Below are 15,483 nucleotides of genomic sequence, written 5' to 3'. Positions count from 1 at the left end.
ACCCCCGTCACCCCCTCCCTCGCGAGCCGCACACCCCGGCCGGGGCGGGCAGCACGGCACGAGCGCCCGTCTCCTGGGAGGTGGGGCTGTAGTTAGCTGTTGGGCCGGGCACAACCCCAGTGGATGATTGATTTCAACGAGGCTATCAGCTATGGGCTATGGGCTATGGGCTATCGGCTATCGACTATCGACTATCGACTATCGACTATTGACTATCGATCACTGACCCAGATGCCAAATCGCCCCCCTTCGGGCATAATCGAAGGGTTGCTATGGTCGTGCCACCTACGCCCGAAAACCTCGAGAAAGCCGCTCAGATCCTGCGATCGGGTGGCCTGGTGGCCTTTCCCACCGAGACTGTGTATGGACTGGGCGCCAACGCCCTCGACGCGGAGGCGGTCGCCCGCATCTTCGAGGCCAAGCAGCGGCCGAGTTTTGACCCCCTCATCGTGCACGTGGCGAGCCGGGAGATGCTGGGGCAGGTCGCCTGTGAGGTGTCGTCCCAGGCGGAGGCGCTCATCGAGCGTTTCTGGCCGGGGCCGCTGACGCTGGTGCTGCCCAAGGCTGCGGCGGTGCCGGGCATCGTGACCTCGGGGCTGCCCACGGTGGCGGTGCGGATGCCGGGGCACCCGGTGGCGCTCGAGCTGCTGCGGCGGGCCGGGGTGCCGGTGGCGGCCCCCAGCGCCAACCCCTTCGGCTACCTGAGCCCCACCCGCGCCGAGCACGTCGCGCGCATGCTCGAAGACCGCGTGGACCTCATCCTCGACGGGGGGCTTACCACCCACGGCGTCGAGTCCACCATCGTGATGCTGGGGGAGAAGCCCACCGTGCTGCGCTACGGGGCCATCCCGGTGGAGGAGCTCGAGCCCGTCGTGGGGCCGCTCGAGCTCAGCGTGGGGGAGAGCCTCAAGCCGCTCGTGCCGGGGCAGCTCCCCCAGCACTACGCCCCCCGCACCCCCATCCACATCGCCCGGCCCGAGGAGGTGCCCACCCGAGGCCGCAAGAAGCTGGGCTACCTGGCCTTCCAGGACGTGCCCCGGGGCTTCGGGGTGGTCAAGGTCCTCTCGCCCACCGGCGACCTGCGCGAGGCGGCGGCGCACCTCTTCGAGGCGCTGCACCAGCTCGACATGCTGGGCCTCGAGGCCATCTACGCCGAGCCCGTGCCCGAGGAAGGCTTGGGCCGCGCCATCATGGACCGCCTGCGCCGGGCGGCGACGAGGTGAGCCCTAAAGGCTCGTGGCCTGTGGCTTGTGATTTGTCGAGGGTCTAGAGCCAAGGCGTCTGGCGTCTTGCGTCTTGCGTCTCGCGTACGGCGTAGGACGTACGACGTACGACCCGCTATCGGCTATCGGCGTTCGGCCATCGCCATCCGACGCCCCACGTCCCATTCCCCTAACCCTTAACCCTGCCGCCGCTCGAGCTGCACCAGCCGCATCAGCGCGAGCAGGGTGAACTCCTCCCACTCCTCGGGCACGGCCTCGAGGGGCTCGAGCAGGAAGCGCCGCTCGAAGAAGGAGCGCTGCTTGCGGACGCGGTAGCGGGGGGTGCCGTAGGAGTCCTTGAGCAGGTAGCTGGGGTTGATGAAGTACGAGAAGACCATGCCCAGCAGCCCGGTGAACAGCCCCACCACCGGGATCTCGTCGAGCAGCCCGAACAGCCCGTCCACCAGCGCGATCCAGGGGTTTTCCTCCACGGCGTGGTAGATGACGTTGCCCTGCGCGTCCTTGACCCAGTAGCGGGCCCGCCACAACGAGCGCAGGCCGTCGTTCTCGAACACGCCGACGAGGGTGCCGTCGGTGCGCCGGATGAGGTGCTTGGCCCCGAAGCCGATCACCCGGTCGGCCTGGAGGGTGTACAGCGGCTGCTGCTTGGCCTTGTCGGCGAAGACCGTGGTGGCCTCGCGCAGGGTCCAGATCTTCTGCTTGAACGTCAGGAGGTTGCGGCCCCCGGAGTCCTCGAGGTGCAGCTCGGGCGAGAGGGTGAAGATGGGCATCTTGACCTGCAGGGGATAGCTCAGGCTCATACGGTTTCCAGCTTAACGGCCGTCCGCGCGAAGCGGGGTTTTCCTCCGCAGGGCGGGTAGAGGTCGAAAATCACCGGCTTTGGGTCACAAAGCCCCTATTCTGGGGTGGACTCGCGCCTATGGAAACCACCGGCCAAGCCTGCGTCCCCTACGTCTTTCGTCTGTTGGCCCGCGCGCACCCCGCCGAGCAGAAGCTCTCGGGGGGCGCGCTGGAGCAAAGCCTGGCGATTCTGCAGGGTTCGGAGTTCAGCGGGATCATCACCCTGGAGACCCGCACCGGGCTGCTGGCACGGATCCTCTTCGAACGCGGGCGGCTGGTCCACGCCCTGCGCGGCGACCTCGAGGGTGCCCCCGCGCTCGAGCAGCTCCGCGCCGAGCCGGGCTTCAACGCCATCGCCCTGCACCCGCTGGAGGGGCCGGCGCTGGCGCTGGCGCTGGCGGCGGTGTCCGGGGAGGTGCGCTCGCTGGGGAACAGCACCCTCGTCAACGTCGCCGCCGTGCTCGAGCGCCTGGGCCAGGAGGGCTTCAGCGGGGTGGTGGCGCTCGAGCTCGGCCTCAGCCTCAAGGTCTGGGTGCTGCGCGAGGGCGAGGTGCTCGAGGGCGGCGAGGTGCCCGAGGGGGACCAGCGGGGCCGCCTCACCGAGCTGGTGTGGCGGGGCGAGCCCGCACCGGAGATCGGCTTTGCCGGGCCCTCCGCCCCTGCCCCCCCCGAACCGCCGAGCCTCGCCAGCCCGGGCGAACTCGAGGCCGCCGTGTCGGCCCTCCTCGACCCCGAGCGCATCTGGCAGGCAGCCCACGAGGTGGTCCAGGGCCGCTTCGGCAGCCGCGCCCCCTGGGTGATGGAGCGCTTCCGCGAGGAGTTCGGCGCCCTCGAGCCCGGCCAATTGCTGCACAACCTCTCCGCCCAGATCGAGAGCGTTCTCGGCAGCTACCACGCCAAGCGCTTCCGCGAGATGGCGACGCTCGCTGAGCGTTCGGTGGCGGAGAATGTCGATGGTCGATAGCTGATAGCTGATAGCCGATAGCCAAACGCAAAACGCGGGTCGTACGCGAGACGCAAGACGCAAAACGCAAAACGCAAAACGCCAGACGCCTTGGCCCTGAACCCTCGACCTTCGACAAACCACGAGCTACAGGTCACGGGCCACGACCCTCAGTTCAGGTGCCTTTGGGGCAGGCGCAGGTCGAAGGGGGGGATGGCGACGCGGAAGCGGTGGCCCAGGATGTTTTGGAAGGTGTACCAGCCGCGCATCTGGCCGGGGGGGCGGGCGATGGGGCAGAAGCTGTTGTAGCGGTAGGCCTGGCCTGGCTCGAGCACCGGCTGCTCGCCGACCACGCCCGGGCCTATGACCTCCTCGGGCTGGCCGACGGCCTGGGTGATGACCCAGTGGCGCGAGAGCAGTTGCACGGTTTCGGCGCCGTGGTTGGTGATGGTGATGAAGTAGACGAAGACGTGCTCACCGGGGCGGCTGTGCTGGTCGGCGTACAGCACCTCCACCTCGACTTCGATGTCCTGGCGGATGGGCAGTTCTTCGCTCATCATCGGCTCCTTCGGGGTGTTGACAAGAGGGTAGCGCAGGGGCGGGTGAGTTGGGTAGCCCGCGGCAGCGGGCCCTGCTCCACCGGGCGTAGGATGGCGACGCCCGGGCGATTCTGCTAATTTCATAACCGCAGTCCTGAAATCTGAAGAGGAGGAAGTGACGTGAGCAGCGAACAATCCCCCGAATTCTCCCTCCCGGCGCTGGGCAACGCCCTGGTGCACTCCCTCAAGATGGCCCTCGAGGGCGACGAGCACAACGGCGGCTGGTACAACGGCCTGCTCTTCGCCCTCGAAAACGTCAGCGCCGAGCAGGCCTCGCGGGCCCCCGTCGAGGGCCGCGTCACGGTGGCGGCCCACGCCGAGCACGTGCGCTTCACGCTCGAGGTCGCCAACGCCTGGCTGCGCGGGGAGCGCCCCGAGATCAACTGGGCCGATAGTTGGAAGGTGCAGCAGGTGAGCGAGGCCGAGTGGGAAGCCCTCAAGGCCGGGCTGCGCCAGCAGTACGAAACGCTGCTGGAGATGGCCCACAGCCGCCCCACCTGGCGCGAGCGGGGCGTGGCCCTGATGATCGACAACATCGCGCACACGGCTTACCACGCAGGGGCGATCCGGCAGATGGTGAAGCTGGTGCAGGGTGGGGGTCGATAGTCGATAGCTAAACGCAAGACGCAAAACGCTAAACCCCCCTCCCTCCGGCCGGAGGGAGGGGACGGGGGTGGGAAGGCTGACGGCTGAGGGCTGAAAGCTGACGGCTTACCGCCGTCCACCACTAGCCACGAGCTATAGGCTACAGGCCTACATTCACACGGCTATGCCTGCCCTCAGCTCCTGGAGGAACTGCTCGAGGCTCAGCTCGGCCAGGCTGGGGAGGAGCCGGTCGGCGGGGCTGAGGTCGAGGTGGCGGGTGAGGAAGTTGGGGACGGCCACGGCGTACATCCCGGCGGCTTTGGCGGCTTTGACCCCGTTGAGGGAGTCTTCCACCGCGACGCACTCGGCGGGGGTGGCTCCCAAGGCTTCTGCCGCTTTCAGGAAGAGCGCGGGGTCGGGCTTGGTGCGCTCGACGTGCTCGCGGGTGATCACGTGCTCGAAGAACTCGTGCAGGCGGTGCTGCTCGAGGTGCCCCAGCACCCAGTGGGCGCTCGAGCTCGAGGCCACCGCCAGCTTCAGCCCCAGCGAACGGGCCTGCTCGAGCCAGTCGAGCACGCCGGGCAGGGGCTGGAGCTCGGCCAGCAGGGCGTAGAGCTTCTCCCGGCGCTCGCGGTCGAAGGCCTCGCGGTCGAAGGGGCCGATCTGGGCCTCGAGGTGGGCGTAGGGGTCAAAGACGGGGTCGGCGGTGCCCACCCAGGGGAGGTAGTCCTGCAGGGTGAGCTCGCCGCCGTAGCGGGCGTAGGTCCGGGTCCAGGCGGTGTACTCGGCCTGTTCGGTGTCGAGGATGGTGCCGTCGAAGTCGAAGATCAGGGCCTTCATCGGGTCTACCCTACCCCACGGCCCTCACCACGTCACCCCACCCCCCTGCGGCGGCCACAGCCCCAACGCCTGCCGCACCGCGACCGCCTGGCCCAGGTGGTGGGCGTTGTGGAGGGCGAGGTCGGCGAGGGCCGAGCCCACGCTGTGGCGCTCCCAGCCCGCGTGGGGCTGCTCGAGGAGGGGGCGCCGCAGGCGCTCGGGGTCTTCGGCGAGCCGCTTGGCCCGCTCGAGGCCCTCCAGGAACGCCGCGCGCACCCCTTCCCAGCCCCCGGGTCCCACCGCGGGCCAACCCTCGGCGGCGTGGGGCACGGGGCGGGGCGGGCTGCCCTCGGCGACGTCGAGGATCCACCGCTGCCAGAAGTGGGCGTGGGCCACAAGCTCGGCCACCGAGTGGGGGAGGCCCGGGGCCTTGGCGGCGGCCTGGGCGGGGGTCAGGTCGCCCAGCAGGCGGGGGGCGGGGGTGAAGGCGCCGAAGCCCTCGAGCAGGGCGCGCAGCAGGGCGGGAGAGGGGCTTTCCAGAACCGGCATGGGGCCAGTATAGGGCTGCCCACAGGCCGCGCGGCGCCGCAAACGGGAAGGCTTCCAGAAGGTGTTTTGACTTGATACAACTTTGACAATTCGTAGTAGGCTGTGGGCGGTATGAAACGTACCCTCGCGGCAGTGTTCGGCCTGGTGGCCCTCGCCACCCTGATCGTGGTGTCCTTCGCCTTCGCCCAGGCCCCGATCAAAGTTCGCATCGGCTTCAACCCCACCCAGAACTCCGACCAGCTCCGCCCGGCCGCCCAGGCCATCGCCGACTTCATCGAGAAGGAGTTCAGGGGCACCGTCGAGGTGGAGATCTTCATCCCCACCGAGTACCGCGGCCTCATCGAGGCCATGCGCGGGGGCAACCTCGACTTCGCCTTCTACCCCCCGGACGGCTACGTCATCGCCCACCGCGACGTCGGCGCGCAGGTGCTCTTGAAGTCGGTGCGCGGCACCAGCCCCTACTACTGGTCGGCCATCATCGTGCGCAAGGACTCCGGCATCAAGAACGTGCGGCAGCTCGAGGGCAAGACCATCGCCTGGGTCGATAAGAACTCCGCCGCCGGCTACGTCTTCCCCCGCGCCGCCCTCGTGACCGCCGGCCTCGAGCCCGACAAGCTCTTCTCCAAGCAGATCTTCGCCGGCAAGCACGACTCCGCCGTGCTGGCGGTGCTCAACAAGTCGGTCGACGCCGCCGCCACCTTCGCCAACGACGACAAGAACAAGAGCGGGGCCTGGACCCAGTTCCTCAAGCCCGAGGAGGCCGCTCAGCTCACCGCCATCTTCTACTCCAAGCCCATCCCCGGCGACACCTTCAGCGTCTCCAAGCAGTTCCAGGCCAAGTACCCCTCCCTCACCAAGGGCATCGCTGCGGCCATCCAGCGCATCAAGAGCCCGGGCAGCAAGCTGCTGCTCGACCTCTACCGCATCGACTACATGATCCCCGCCAAGGACTCCGACTACGACGTGGTGCGTGAAGCCCGCAAGGTAGCCGGCCAGGACTGATGGCTCGAGTTCATAGAAACCTTTCGAGGAAACCCAGTGGCTTTAGCCCTGGGAGGAAACGAAAGCCGCTCGCAGAGCGGTGCGGGGTCGCCAACCCATCGTGTAGAATGGGGCGATGGTTTCTGCCGGGGCTGCAAGGCACTCCACCGGCGTATCGCCTATCGGGAGAAACGGCTGTTTGCCCATGACGCAAACCATTTCGCGGCGGGGGCAACCCCGCTGGGCTGCTGTAAGCCGGCCGCACCTGGGGGAAGCGGAGAGTGCTATTCGGCATAATCCTGTCCCTGGAAGCCCACTGCTTTAGCTGTGGGTCGCTTACGCCTCGATGACCCCAGGAGAATCCTGGGGTTTGTTTTTTTGGGAGAGCCAAGCAACTGCGTCAAGGGCTGCCGGAGGGGGATGAGCACCCTACGATAAGTTTGCCAGCTGCACCCCGGCGAAGAGCGTTTGGAGTCCCTTGGCGAGAGCGGCTTTGGCCCGCTTGGGAGGGCTGGGCGGCGCAGGCGGTGTGGCTGCTGGAAGGGCTATCCCAGGTATAAAGGCTCCACGAGTCGAAGGCTATGTTCGCTGGCGATAATAGCAGGGACAAACCTCTCTGGTTATATCTGTTATGGTGGACAAAACAGATACAAGAAGGTAACATGTCATCGCACAATGGCTGTAAACAGTAATAACCGAGCTGGGACCTTTGTTCCCCAACGGGGCGGCTACCGAGCCTTTATCCCTGCGAAATTGCCCCTGGCCGAGCCTTTAGTGTGGGATGCATCGAGCTTGAACGTGTTGCTCGAGGCTCAGGGTGCATTAGGGCAGCTCAAGGGAACAGCCGAGCGGCTCCCCAATCCCGACCTGCTGGTAATGATGTACATCCGGGCCGAGGCAGTGCTCTCGAGCCAGATTGAAGGGACCCAAGCCAGTCTCGATGACGTGCTGCGGGCCGAGGCCAACCTTGCCAATCCGGACGCGCCTGGCGACGTACAAGAAGTGATTAACTACATCGAGGCAATGGACTATGGTCTGAGGCGCCAGGAAGAACTTCCCGTCTCCCTCAGGTTGATTCGCGAGATACACGGCATTCTGATGAACGGGGTGCGGGGGAGCCAGCGCGATCCAGGAGAGTTTCGAAGGAGCCAGAATTGGATCGGCCCTGTGGGCTCTACCCTGCAGACCGCACGGTTCGTGCCCCCTCCGGTTCCCGAGATGTTGGTTGCCCTGGATAACCTGGAGAGGTTCATCTATGAGGAGGATTCTCGAACGCCGCCCTTGGTCAAGATTGGCCTGATCCACGCCCAGTTCGAGACCATTCACCCTTTTCTCGACGGTAACGGACGCCTCGGACGCCTGCTCATCACCCTGTTGATGTGCCATTATGGTCTGCTGGACGCGCCGCTCTTATACCTCTCGCATTTCTTTAAGCTCAACCGAAGCGAGTACTACGACCGCCTGCAAGCTATTCGTGAACGCGGGGACTGGGAAGGCTGGCTGAGATTCTTTCTCGAGGGGGTACGTTCGGTGGCCACCGAGTCTACCCAGAAAACCCGTGACGTGCTCGATCTGCGTGAACAAGATCGTCTACGTATCGGGCAAGAACTGGGTCGCAGAACCGCCAACGCCCTGACCCTGCACGAGCACCTGCTCCGTCAGCCCTTCGTCAACGTTCGCAGGGTTCAAAGCCTCACTGGACTTTCTTACTCGAACGCCAACGCCCTGGTCGGGGAACTGGTACGGGTAGGTGTCCTGCAACCCGCGAGTGAGCATGCGAGGGACCGTTTGTTCGTTTACCAACGTTATCTGGATATCTTCAGGCTCGAGCGCGACGAGACCACCGGAATTTCCAGCGATGAATCGACTTTTTCGACCTAATCGCTCGCCGCGGCCGACAAATCCTCAGGTCATACCACACCCGCCCGCGGCTCGTTCAGTCGGTATCATCAATGTCGCTTAGAGCGCTCTTCGCGGTGGCTTAGCCGGACAGTAAGCCGGAAAACACTGCCGGGGACGGGAAGATCCCCTTCAGGACAGGCTTGCGCCCATGAACTTGTGGAACGATCCCCTCCAGGACAACGGGCGTTCGCCTGCCATCTACCCAGGGGTAATCCCCTTCAGGATTGCGGATCTGCCGCCGTCCACCGGGGACAGCTCCGTCCGGAAGAGGGGTGGACGTCGGTAAAGAGGGCGGTAGAGCTTGCTTGAGCTTGTAAGATAGACCGTCAAGCGGAGTTCGTGATGATCGAAGTCAGAGGAGTGAGTCAGGTCTTTCAGACCAAGAACGGGCCCTTCCAGGCCCTCAAGGACGTGAGCATCGACATCCCCAAGGGGGATTTCGTGGCGATCATCGGGCGGTCGGGGGCGGGCAAGAGCACCTTCCTACGCACCCTCAACGGCCTGCTGATCCCCTCCCAGGGGACCATCAGCGTGGAGGGCCTCGAGGTCACCCGCCTCTCCAAGCGCGAGCTGCAGCGCTACCGCCGCAGCGTGGGCTTCATCTTCCAGCAGTTCAACCTCGTCACCCGCCTCAGCGTGCTCGACAACGTGCTGCACGGGCGGCTGGGCTACCTGCCGACCTGGCGGGGGCTGCTGGGGCTGTACACCGAGCGCGACTACCAGATCGCGCGGGCGCAGCTCGAGCAGGTCGACCTCACCGCCAAGGAGAGCGCCCGCGTCGACTCGCTCTCGGGCGGGCAGATGCAGCGCGTGGCCATCGCCCGGGCCATGGCCCAGGAGCCCCGGCTCATGCTGGCCGACGAGCCGGCCGCCAACCTCGACCCGGTGCTCTCCGAGGAGGTCATGCGCATCCTCAAGCGCTTCAACGAGCAGCTCGGCATGACCGTGGTGATCAACATCCACGCCCTCGACCTCGCCCTCAAGTACGCCAAGCGCATCATCGCCTTCCGGCGCGGGGAGCTGGTCTTCGACGGCACCGCCGCCGAGCTGACCGACGAGCTCGTGGACGAGATCTACGAGCGGAAGGAGATGGCGGCGTGAGCGCGGCGCTGGTCTACGCCTTGCTGGGCGCGGCCATCGCCGTGCTGCTCAGCGTCGCCAAGGGCTCGATGCGCCGCCTGATCTACGGCGGGATCTTCGGCGTGGCCGTCGCGTTCGTGGCCTTCCCCTTCGTGCAGTCGGTGGGCTACCTCACCCGCGAGACGGTCTCGCCCACCCTGCTGGGCCTGCTGCCGCGCTTCCCCCTGCTGGCCCTGGTGCCCCTGGCCCTCGCGGCCGGGCTGGTGCTGGCACGGCGGGGCGGCGCCTCGGCGGCGCTGGGGGGCGTCCTGGCCGGGGGCGTGACCCTCTTCAGCGGGCTTTTCCTCATCGCTCAGCCCGCCGGGCTGGCGCGGCTGATCCCGGTGAACGGGCTGATGGAGCTGTTGGCGGGCCTGGTCCCCTTGCTGGTGCTGGCGCTCGCGGGCCGCTCGCGCCCGCGCCTCCGCTGGCCGCTGATCGGGGCCGGGCTCATCCTGAGCGCGCTGCTGTTTGGCTGGCTCAACGCCGGAAGCGGCGGCCATCTCTACCTGCCCAAGATGGCGGGCTACTACCGCCTGCTGGGCGGGGTGGAACCGGGCCTCGAGCAGCGCATCGTCGAGGAGTACAACGCTGGGCTCGAGGAGCGCAACGCCATCCTGCGCGAGATCGGGCAGCCGGAGGAGAAGCCGGTGCAGGGCCTGGCCGACTTCAAGGGCCGCATCCCCCAGGAGACCGCCGAGCAGGGCTACCGCCTGCTGCAGCCGGGCCAGATCCAGTACGGGGCCTTCGCGGTCTTCCTGCTGGCCGGCCTGATGCTGGGCGCGGGGTTGATGCTGCTGCGCCGCCCCCGGCTCGCGGAGGTGGGCGACCTGCGCGCGGGCCTGATCCTGGCCGGGCTGGTGGGGGTGCTGCTCCCCGCCTTCGACGCCACCGAGTTCGAGCTCCAGAAGCTGGTCAAGGGCTGGCCCTTCCTCACCGGCTTCATGGACCGGGCCTGGCCCCCCAACCTCGCCGCCCCCGACGCCGCCAACCCCATCTTCCCGTTGCAGAGCGTGCTCTCGGAGATGGCCCTCACCATCGAGATCGCGCTGGTGGGCACCTTCCTGGCCGCGATCTTCGCCATCCCCAGCAGCTTCCTCGCCGCGCGAAACCTCACCCAGGGCAGCGCCTTCATGCGCGCCCTCTTCGGCTTCATGCGCACCTTCTACAACGTCGACCGCGGGGTGGACACCCTCATCCTGGCCCTGGTCTTCGTGGCGGCGGTGGGGCTGGGGCCCTTCGCCGGGGTGCTGGCGATGGCGATCCACTCCATCGCGGACCTCGGCAAGCTCTACTCCGAGGCCATCGAGAACGTCGACCGCGGGCCCATCGAGGCGCTCGAGTCCACCGGCACCTCCGGGGTCAACGTGCTGCGCTGGGCCATCCTGCCGCAGGTGCTGCCGCTGTTCGTCTCCTATACCCTCTACCGCTTCGAGATCAACTTCCGGGTCTCGGTGGTGCTGGGGCTGGTGGGGGCGGGGGGCATCGGCTACTTCATCAAGGGCGCGATGGACGCGGGCAACTACGACCAGATGATCATCGGCGTCATCGCCATCGTGATCGTGGTCAACCTCATCGACTTCGCCTCCTCCTGGCTGCGCAGTCGCTTGGTCTGATGCCAGATTCGGTTAGTTCGGCGGCGAACTAACCCGACCGAAGTTATCCGCGTAGCGGGGGGCGGTACCGGGGGGCGGTACCGCCCCTCGGGAGGGATGCGCTTGCTTCGCCGACCGTCAGGGAGGGGTGTGCCCTAGGACTCGAAAAGATGGCCTCCGGGGCTCTTCGGATCGGATGACTATCTTTTTGAATCCGGTATGATACCGGTTTCCACTAAATACCCGCCGCAGTGGTGTGTGCTGTGGCGGGTAAATCACGCGCTTCTCGCGGGGGTCCGGGCTACTCGCCCGCGGCCTGCGCCTCGCCGGCCCTCGAGCCGCGCGTCTTGGCCCACACCTGCGTGAACTCCGCCCCCAGCAGCACGATCTGCGCCGAGTAGTACACCCACAGCAGCAGCACCACCAGCGCCGCGGCCGCCCCGAAGGTGCTGGCGGTGGCGCTGTGGCCCAGGTACTGCCCGATGAGGAAGCGGCCCAGGTTGAAGAGCAAAGAGGTCACCAGGGCCCCCACCCACACGTCGCGCCAGGCCACCGGCGTGTCGGGGAGGTACTTGAACAGCAGCGCGAAGACCAGCGTGAGCACCACGAAGGCGAAGGCGAAATTGACCGCCTGCCACAGCAGCCTCGAGCCCGGCAGGCCGCCGAAGGCCCAGTCGCCGAACGCGGCGAGTGCGGCGCTCGCCACCAGCGAGGCCAGCACCAGGAAGCCCAGCCCCAGCACCATCCCCACCGCCGCCAACCGGGCCCGCACCAGCGCGCTCACCCCACCCTTTTTCTCAGGCTGCACGTCCCACACGATGTTGAGCGCCTGCTTGAGCTGCAAGAACACCCCGCTGGCCCCCAGCAGCAGCGTGAGCACCCCCACCAGCCCGGCCCAAAGCCCCGAGCCCTGGCGGCTGGCGCCCTCGAGCATCGTCGCCAGCAGCTCGCGCCCCTGATCGCCCACCAGCCCGCCGAACTCGAGCAGGATCTGCTCGCGGGCCTGGGCCTGGTCGAACACCAGCCCGGCCACGGCGATCACGATCACCAGCAGCGGGGCCAGCGAGAAGACCGTGTAGAAGGCCAGCGAGGAGGCCAGCACCGGCACCCGGTCCTCCTGCCACTCCTGGAAAGTGCGCCGCACCAGGCTCCACATCGTCGCTCCTCGAGGGGCGCCAGCGGGGGCCCCCGTCTCGAGGCTGATGTTGCAGGGGCGGGCTGAGCCGGGGCTGAGGGGCGGCAGCGGGCCGCGGCCCCTACCTCACCAGCGGTAGCCCCCGCCAAACACGGCGTGCCAGGTGGAGAAATCCCCCTCCACGAAGCCCCCCGCGATCTGGACGCGGCTGTGGCTGAAGGTGAACTTGCCCTCCAGTTGGGCCGCGAAGCCGCCGAAGGGCGCCTCGAGGCCGAGCCCCCCCTGGAAGGCCAGCCCGCCGAAGTGGTAGTACAGCGGGTCGCCGTCCACGCCGTAGGCCTGTCCCCGCACCACGGTCTCGGGGTGCGGGAAGGCGATGCCCGCCCCCAGCCGCCCCACCGCCCGCACCGGCCCCGCGGGCAGGGCGTAGGCCAGGTTGAAGGTGAGGAGGTTGAAGCCGTCGGTCACCTGGAAGCGCTCGAACAGCTCGCCGTTCTCCTCGGCGCCCGCGAAGTAGAGCTTCTGGTGGATGAGCTCGATCTCGTAGCGCAGCCCGTTGGGGTCGCCCCACCAGGCCCGCACGCCGTAGTAGATGGGGTAGCCGAAGTCCCGGCTCTCGAAGCGGGCCTGCCGCACGGTGGTCTCGGGGTGTCCCTCCTGCACTACCCGCAAGTCGGCGGGGGAGGGGAGGCTGAAGCCCAGGTAGAAGGTAATGCCCTGCGCCAGGGCTGGGCTGAACCCCAGCAGGGCGGCCACCAGGAGAGCGCGCATCACGCCCAAGCATAGGCCGCCAGGGTGGGGGCTTGCTTAGAGAACTGGGGGGGTGTGGGGGGCTATAATCCCCCGGTTCTTCAAACCGGGGAGGGACTCGCAGACATGCCGCCGGGCCCAGTGAAGGGCCGCAGGCCCCCCAGGTTCCGGCGCTAGCCGGTCGCCAGAGCGACTCCCTAGGCGATGCCGGTACTCAGGCGGCATGCTCGTCTGCGTTACATGGACCCCCACGTCCACCGAAGGGGCACACAACACGGTGAGTAGCAGAGCGGATATGCTATGTTGTACACAGAAACGGCCCGGCAGTGTTGCAGCACCCCGAGCCCGGCATCACCTGGATAGGAGGTGACGCGCATCGAGCCTACCACCCACAAGAAGGCCTTCAAGTACCGCCTGTACCCCACCCCGCCCCAACGGCGGGACCTGGAGCGCACCCTCTCGCTGTGCCGCCAGTTGTACAACGCGGCCCTGCAGGAGCGGCGGGAGGCCTACAAGAAGGCGGGCCAGGCGGTGGGCTTCTACGAGCAAAAACGCCACCTGCCGCAGGTACGGGCCGAGCTGCCGGAGTACAAGGGCGTCCACTCCCAGGTCTTGCAGAACGTCATCGAACGGGTGGACCTGGCGTTCAAGGGCTTCTTCCGTAGGGTCAAGGCGGGACAGAAAGCGGGATACCCCCGCTTCAAGGGGCAGGGGCGCTACGACTCCTTCACCTTCCCCCAGGCCGGGACTACCGGGGTCAAGCTCCAGGAACGCGGGAAGCGGGTGCTCATCCACGGGGTGGGCTCGGTCAAACTCAAGCTGCACCGCCCGCTGGAAGGCAGGCTCAAGACCGCCACGCTGAAGCGGGAAGGGGATGACTGGTACATCGTGTTTGTCTGCGAGACCGAGCCCAACCCCCTACCCGAAAACCGGGCAGCGATTGGGATAGACCTGGGCACCAACCCCCACTTCCTCATCACCTCGGAGGGGGAGCTGGTCGAGGCCCCTCGGTACTTCCAGAAGGCGCAGGCTAAACTCGCCACCGCCCAGCGCGACCTTGCCCGCAAGAAGCGAGGTAGCCGTCGTCGTAAACAGGCCAGAAGGCGGGTAGCCAAACTGCACCGCAAAATCGCCAACCAGCGCAAAGACTTCCACCACAAGCTGGCCCGGAGGCTCGTAAACCGCTATGGCACCGTCGTCCACGAAGACCTCGGACTGGCCCGCTCCCGCACCGCCAAGGGGGTGCAGGACGCGGGCTGGGCGGCTTTTCTGCAAACCCTCGCCTACAAAGCGGAAGAGGCTGGTAGGCGGGTCGTGGGGGTAGACCCCAAGCATACCAGCCAGGACTGCCCGGTGTGCGGCCACAGGGAGAGGCGACCGCTGTGGGTGCGGGAGTACACCTGTCCCCAATGCGATACCCGCCAGCACCGGGACGTGGCCGCTGCCACCAACATTCTGGCCAGGGCTCGGACGGAGCCTGCGGGGATGGGTACGGCGTGGGCCGTCCCGTGAGAACCGCGAAGCCCCGTTCTTCAGAACGGGGAGTCGTCACAGTGCCCTCACTCACCTAGGGGGATTTCTAATGCGCTACTCTCGAGCATATGCGGTTTGTATTCGCCCTTCTCATTCTCTTGCTCGCCGCCTGCGGCGCGCCCGGAATTCCCACGGGCACAGTGCTCAAGGTGGACGGGCCCGAGGCCACCACCCTTGCGCTGGGGGAGGGTGAGGCAGTGTTCTTCAACCTCGAGGTCGGCAGCACCCCGGTGCGCCTGGACGCCTTTCCCGTAGACAACCCCAAGTCGGCCCAGCTCGAGCTCACCGTCTTCGACAGCAACCGCCTGCCCTACGCCCGCTCGGTGAGCCGCTACTGGTTCGCCGCGCCGGGCCTGGCGGTGTCCTCCGTCGGCCGCAACCCCAAGGTCATCGACCCCAGCCTGCCCTTCAGCCTCAACCTGCCCGCCAACTTCGGCAAGGCCTACATCCGCGTGCGCAACCGCCTCCCCGAGCCTACCCGGGTGCGGGTGCGGGCGGTGTCCCGCGCGGGCTACCGCGGCTCGAGCGGCCAGGAGATCAGCGGCAGCACCGCCGGGGCGCTGCTGTTCCTGGGCCAGCTCGACAGCTACGTCTACCGCGGCCAGGACGCCCGCCTCACCTTCGACTACGCCTCCAACGGCCTGCACCCCATCGTCGAGGTGGTGCGCGGCAACAACCGGGTGTTCCGGGGCGAGCCGGGGATGAGCTTCGACCTCAAGCCCAACGACCACGTCTTCGTGCGCGAGCAGAGCAACGGGGGCTTGGCCGGGTTCTGCGACCAGAGCCTGGGCTGTGCCGACGGCGTCTCGAGCGGGGTGTACAGCCTGCGCATCGAGTAGCTCTTCACGGGTGTTTCATGAAATTCTGCTTCACGAATAGCGGGTGAGGCGGCGGGAAATTGCCTCGAGTG

General features: G+C 67.2%; 15 protein-coding genes. 9 read left to right on the top strand and 6 right to left on the bottom strand.

Translation table 11 applies throughout. From position 1 onward, the window contains the following. Positions 1-272 precede the first annotated feature (272 nt). Positions 273-1,223 carry an L-threonylcarbamoyladenylate synthase gene (locus MEICH_RS0100275; RefSeq protein ID WP_027890962.1) on the top strand — a complete coding sequence of 317 codons (951 nt, stop codon included), beginning with the start codon at positions 273-275 and terminating at the stop codon, positions 1,221-1,223. A 176-nt stretch (positions 1,224-1,399) separates the two neighbouring features. Here MEICH_RS0100275 and MEICH_RS22810 read toward each other — a convergent pair whose 3' ends face one another. Next, positions 1,400-2,023 (bottom strand): LURP-one-related/scramblase family protein, encoded by a 624-nt coding sequence (locus tag MEICH_RS22810; RefSeq protein ID WP_036218065.1) that lies wholly within the window; start codon positions 2,021-2,023, stop codon positions 1,400-1,402. Between the two features lie 119 nt (positions 2,024-2,142). On the opposite strand from MEICH_RS22810, the gene MEICH_RS0100265 reads away from it, so the two are divergent. Next, entirely contained in the window at positions 2,143-3,027 is an 885-nt protein-coding gene (locus MEICH_RS0100265; protein WP_027890961.1) for a hypothetical protein, read from the top strand. Between the two features lie 149 nt (positions 3,028-3,176). Here MEICH_RS0100265 and apaG read toward each other — a convergent pair whose 3' ends face one another. After that, entirely contained in the window at positions 3,177-3,563 is a 387-nt protein-coding gene (gene apaG / locus MEICH_RS0100260) for a Co2+/Mg2+ efflux protein ApaG (protein WP_157202529.1), read from the bottom strand. Positions 3,564-3,725: 162 nt separating this feature from the next. Between apaG and MEICH_RS22805 the strand changes: the two genes are divergently transcribed. Continuing rightward, positions 3,726-4,211, top strand: a complete 486-nt coding sequence (locus tag MEICH_RS22805; RefSeq protein ID WP_051303804.1) for a DinB family protein — start codon at positions 3,726-3,728, stop codon at positions 4,209-4,211. A 153-nt stretch (positions 4,212-4,364) separates the two neighbouring features. Here the strand turns inward: MEICH_RS22805 and MEICH_RS0100250 are convergent, their stop codons facing one another. After that, entirely contained in the window at positions 4,365-5,030 is a 666-nt protein-coding gene (locus tag MEICH_RS0100250) for an HAD family hydrolase (RefSeq protein ID WP_027890959.1), read from the bottom strand. Positions 5,031-5,054: 24 nt separating this feature from the next. After that, the gene (locus MEICH_RS0100245; protein WP_084542105.1) at positions 5,055-5,558 is read right to left on the bottom strand and encodes a DinB family protein; all 504 of its coding nucleotides are present in this window, start codon (positions 5,556-5,558) and stop codon (positions 5,055-5,057) included. Positions 5,559-5,669: 111 nt separating this feature from the next. Between MEICH_RS0100245 and MEICH_RS0100240 the strand changes: the two genes are divergently transcribed. From MEICH_RS0100240 to phnE, 4 genes are all read left to right on the top strand, one after another. Further along, positions 5,670-6,560 (top strand): phosphate/phosphite/phosphonate ABC transporter substrate-binding protein, encoded by an 891-nt coding sequence (locus MEICH_RS0100240; protein ID WP_027890957.1) that lies wholly within the window; start codon positions 5,670-5,672, stop codon positions 6,558-6,560. A gap of 777 nt (positions 6,561-7,337) precedes the next feature. Next, on the top strand, positions 7,338-8,420 hold the full coding sequence (locus MEICH_RS0100235; protein ID WP_245587657.1) for a Fic family protein: 1,083 nt from the start codon (positions 7,338-7,340) through the stop codon (positions 8,418-8,420). A gap of 363 nt (positions 8,421-8,783) precedes the next feature. Next, a complete protein-coding gene (gene phnC, locus MEICH_RS0100230; protein ID WP_027890955.1) occupies positions 8,784-9,542 on the top strand; it encodes a phosphonate ABC transporter ATP-binding protein in 759 nt (252 codons plus the stop codon). Next, the gene (phnE, locus tag MEICH_RS0100225) at positions 9,539-11,176 is read left to right on the top strand and encodes a phosphonate ABC transporter, permease protein PhnE (RefSeq protein WP_027890954.1); all 1,638 of its coding nucleotides are present in this window, start codon (positions 9,539-9,541) and stop codon (positions 11,174-11,176) included. The genes phnC and phnE overlap by 4 nt, the downstream gene beginning before the upstream one ends. A gap of 280 nt (positions 11,177-11,456) precedes the next feature. Here the strand turns inward: phnE and MEICH_RS22800 are convergent, their stop codons facing one another. Both MEICH_RS22800 and MEICH_RS0100215 read right to left on the bottom strand, forming a co-directional pair. Next, positions 11,457-12,311, bottom strand: a complete 855-nt coding sequence (locus MEICH_RS22800) for a YihY/virulence factor BrkB family protein (protein ID WP_036218063.1) — start codon at positions 12,309-12,311, stop codon at positions 11,457-11,459. 105 nt (positions 12,312-12,416) lie between these two features. Beyond that, on the bottom strand, positions 12,417-13,061 hold the full coding sequence (locus MEICH_RS0100215; RefSeq protein ID WP_027890953.1) for a hypothetical protein: 645 nt from the start codon (positions 13,059-13,061) through the stop codon (positions 12,417-12,419). 345 nt (positions 13,062-13,406) lie between these two features. Here MEICH_RS0100215 and MEICH_RS0100210 point away from each other — a divergent pair, with 345 nt between their 5' ends. Both MEICH_RS0100210 and MEICH_RS0100205 read left to right on the top strand, forming a co-directional pair. After that, positions 13,407-14,552: an RNA-guided endonuclease InsQ/TnpB family protein gene (locus tag MEICH_RS0100210; protein WP_245587578.1), complete on the top strand. Its 1,146-nt coding sequence runs from the start codon at positions 13,407-13,409 to the stop codon at positions 14,550-14,552. A gap of 89 nt (positions 14,553-14,641) precedes the next feature. After that, positions 14,642-15,412, top strand: a complete 771-nt coding sequence (locus MEICH_RS0100205; RefSeq protein WP_157202528.1) for a hypothetical protein — start codon at positions 14,642-14,644, stop codon at positions 15,410-15,412. The last annotated feature ends 71 nt before the right edge of the window (positions 15,413-15,483 follow it).

Source organism: Calidithermus chliarophilus DSM 9957 (assembly GCF_000430045.1).
GTDB lineage: Bacteria > Deinococcota > Deinococci > Deinococcales > Thermaceae > Calidithermus > Calidithermus chliarophilus.
The sequence above is the reverse complement of the archived record's forward strand: the minus strand, read 5'-3'. Positions and strand labels throughout refer to the sequence as shown.

Bases quoted from the DNA above. Each gene is read 5' to 3' on its own strand.
- MEICH_RS0100275 (WP_027890962.1), top strand. From the start codon at position 273: ATGGTCGTGCCACCTACGCCCGAAAACCTCGAGAAAGCCGCTCAGATC.
- MEICH_RS22810 (WP_036218065.1), bottom strand. From the start codon at position 2,023: ATGAGCCTGAGCTATCCCCTGCAGGTCAAGATGCCCATCTTCACCCTC.
- MEICH_RS0100265 (WP_027890961.1), top strand. From the start codon at position 2,143: ATGGAAACCACCGGCCAAGCCTGCGTCCCCTACGTCTTTCGTCTGTTG.
- apaG (WP_157202529.1), bottom strand. From the start codon at position 3,563: ATGAGCGAAGAACTGCCCATCCGCCAGGACATCGAAGTCGAGGTGGAG.
- MEICH_RS0100250 (WP_027890959.1), bottom strand. From the start codon at position 5,030: ATGAAGGCCCTGATCTTCGACTTCGACGGCACCATCCTCGACACCGAA.
- MEICH_RS0100245 (WP_084542105.1), bottom strand. From the start codon at position 5,558: ATGCCGGTTCTGGAAAGCCCCTCTCCCGCCCTGCTGCGCGCCCTGCTC.
- MEICH_RS0100240 (WP_027890957.1), top strand. From the start codon at position 5,670: ATGAAACGTACCCTCGCGGCAGTGTTCGGCCTGGTGGCCCTCGCCACC.
- phnC (WP_027890955.1), top strand. From the start codon at position 8,784: ATGATCGAAGTCAGAGGAGTGAGTCAGGTCTTTCAGACCAAGAACGGG.
- MEICH_RS22800 (WP_036218063.1), bottom strand. From the start codon at position 12,311: ATGTGGAGCCTGGTGCGGCGCACTTTCCAGGAGTGGCAGGAGGACCGG.
- MEICH_RS0100215 (WP_027890953.1), bottom strand. From the start codon at position 13,061: ATGCGCGCTCTCCTGGTGGCCGCCCTGCTGGGGTTCAGCCCAGCCCTG.
- MEICH_RS0100205 (WP_157202528.1), top strand. From the start codon at position 14,642: ATGCGGTTTGTATTCGCCCTTCTCATTCTCTTGCTCGCCGCCTGCGGC.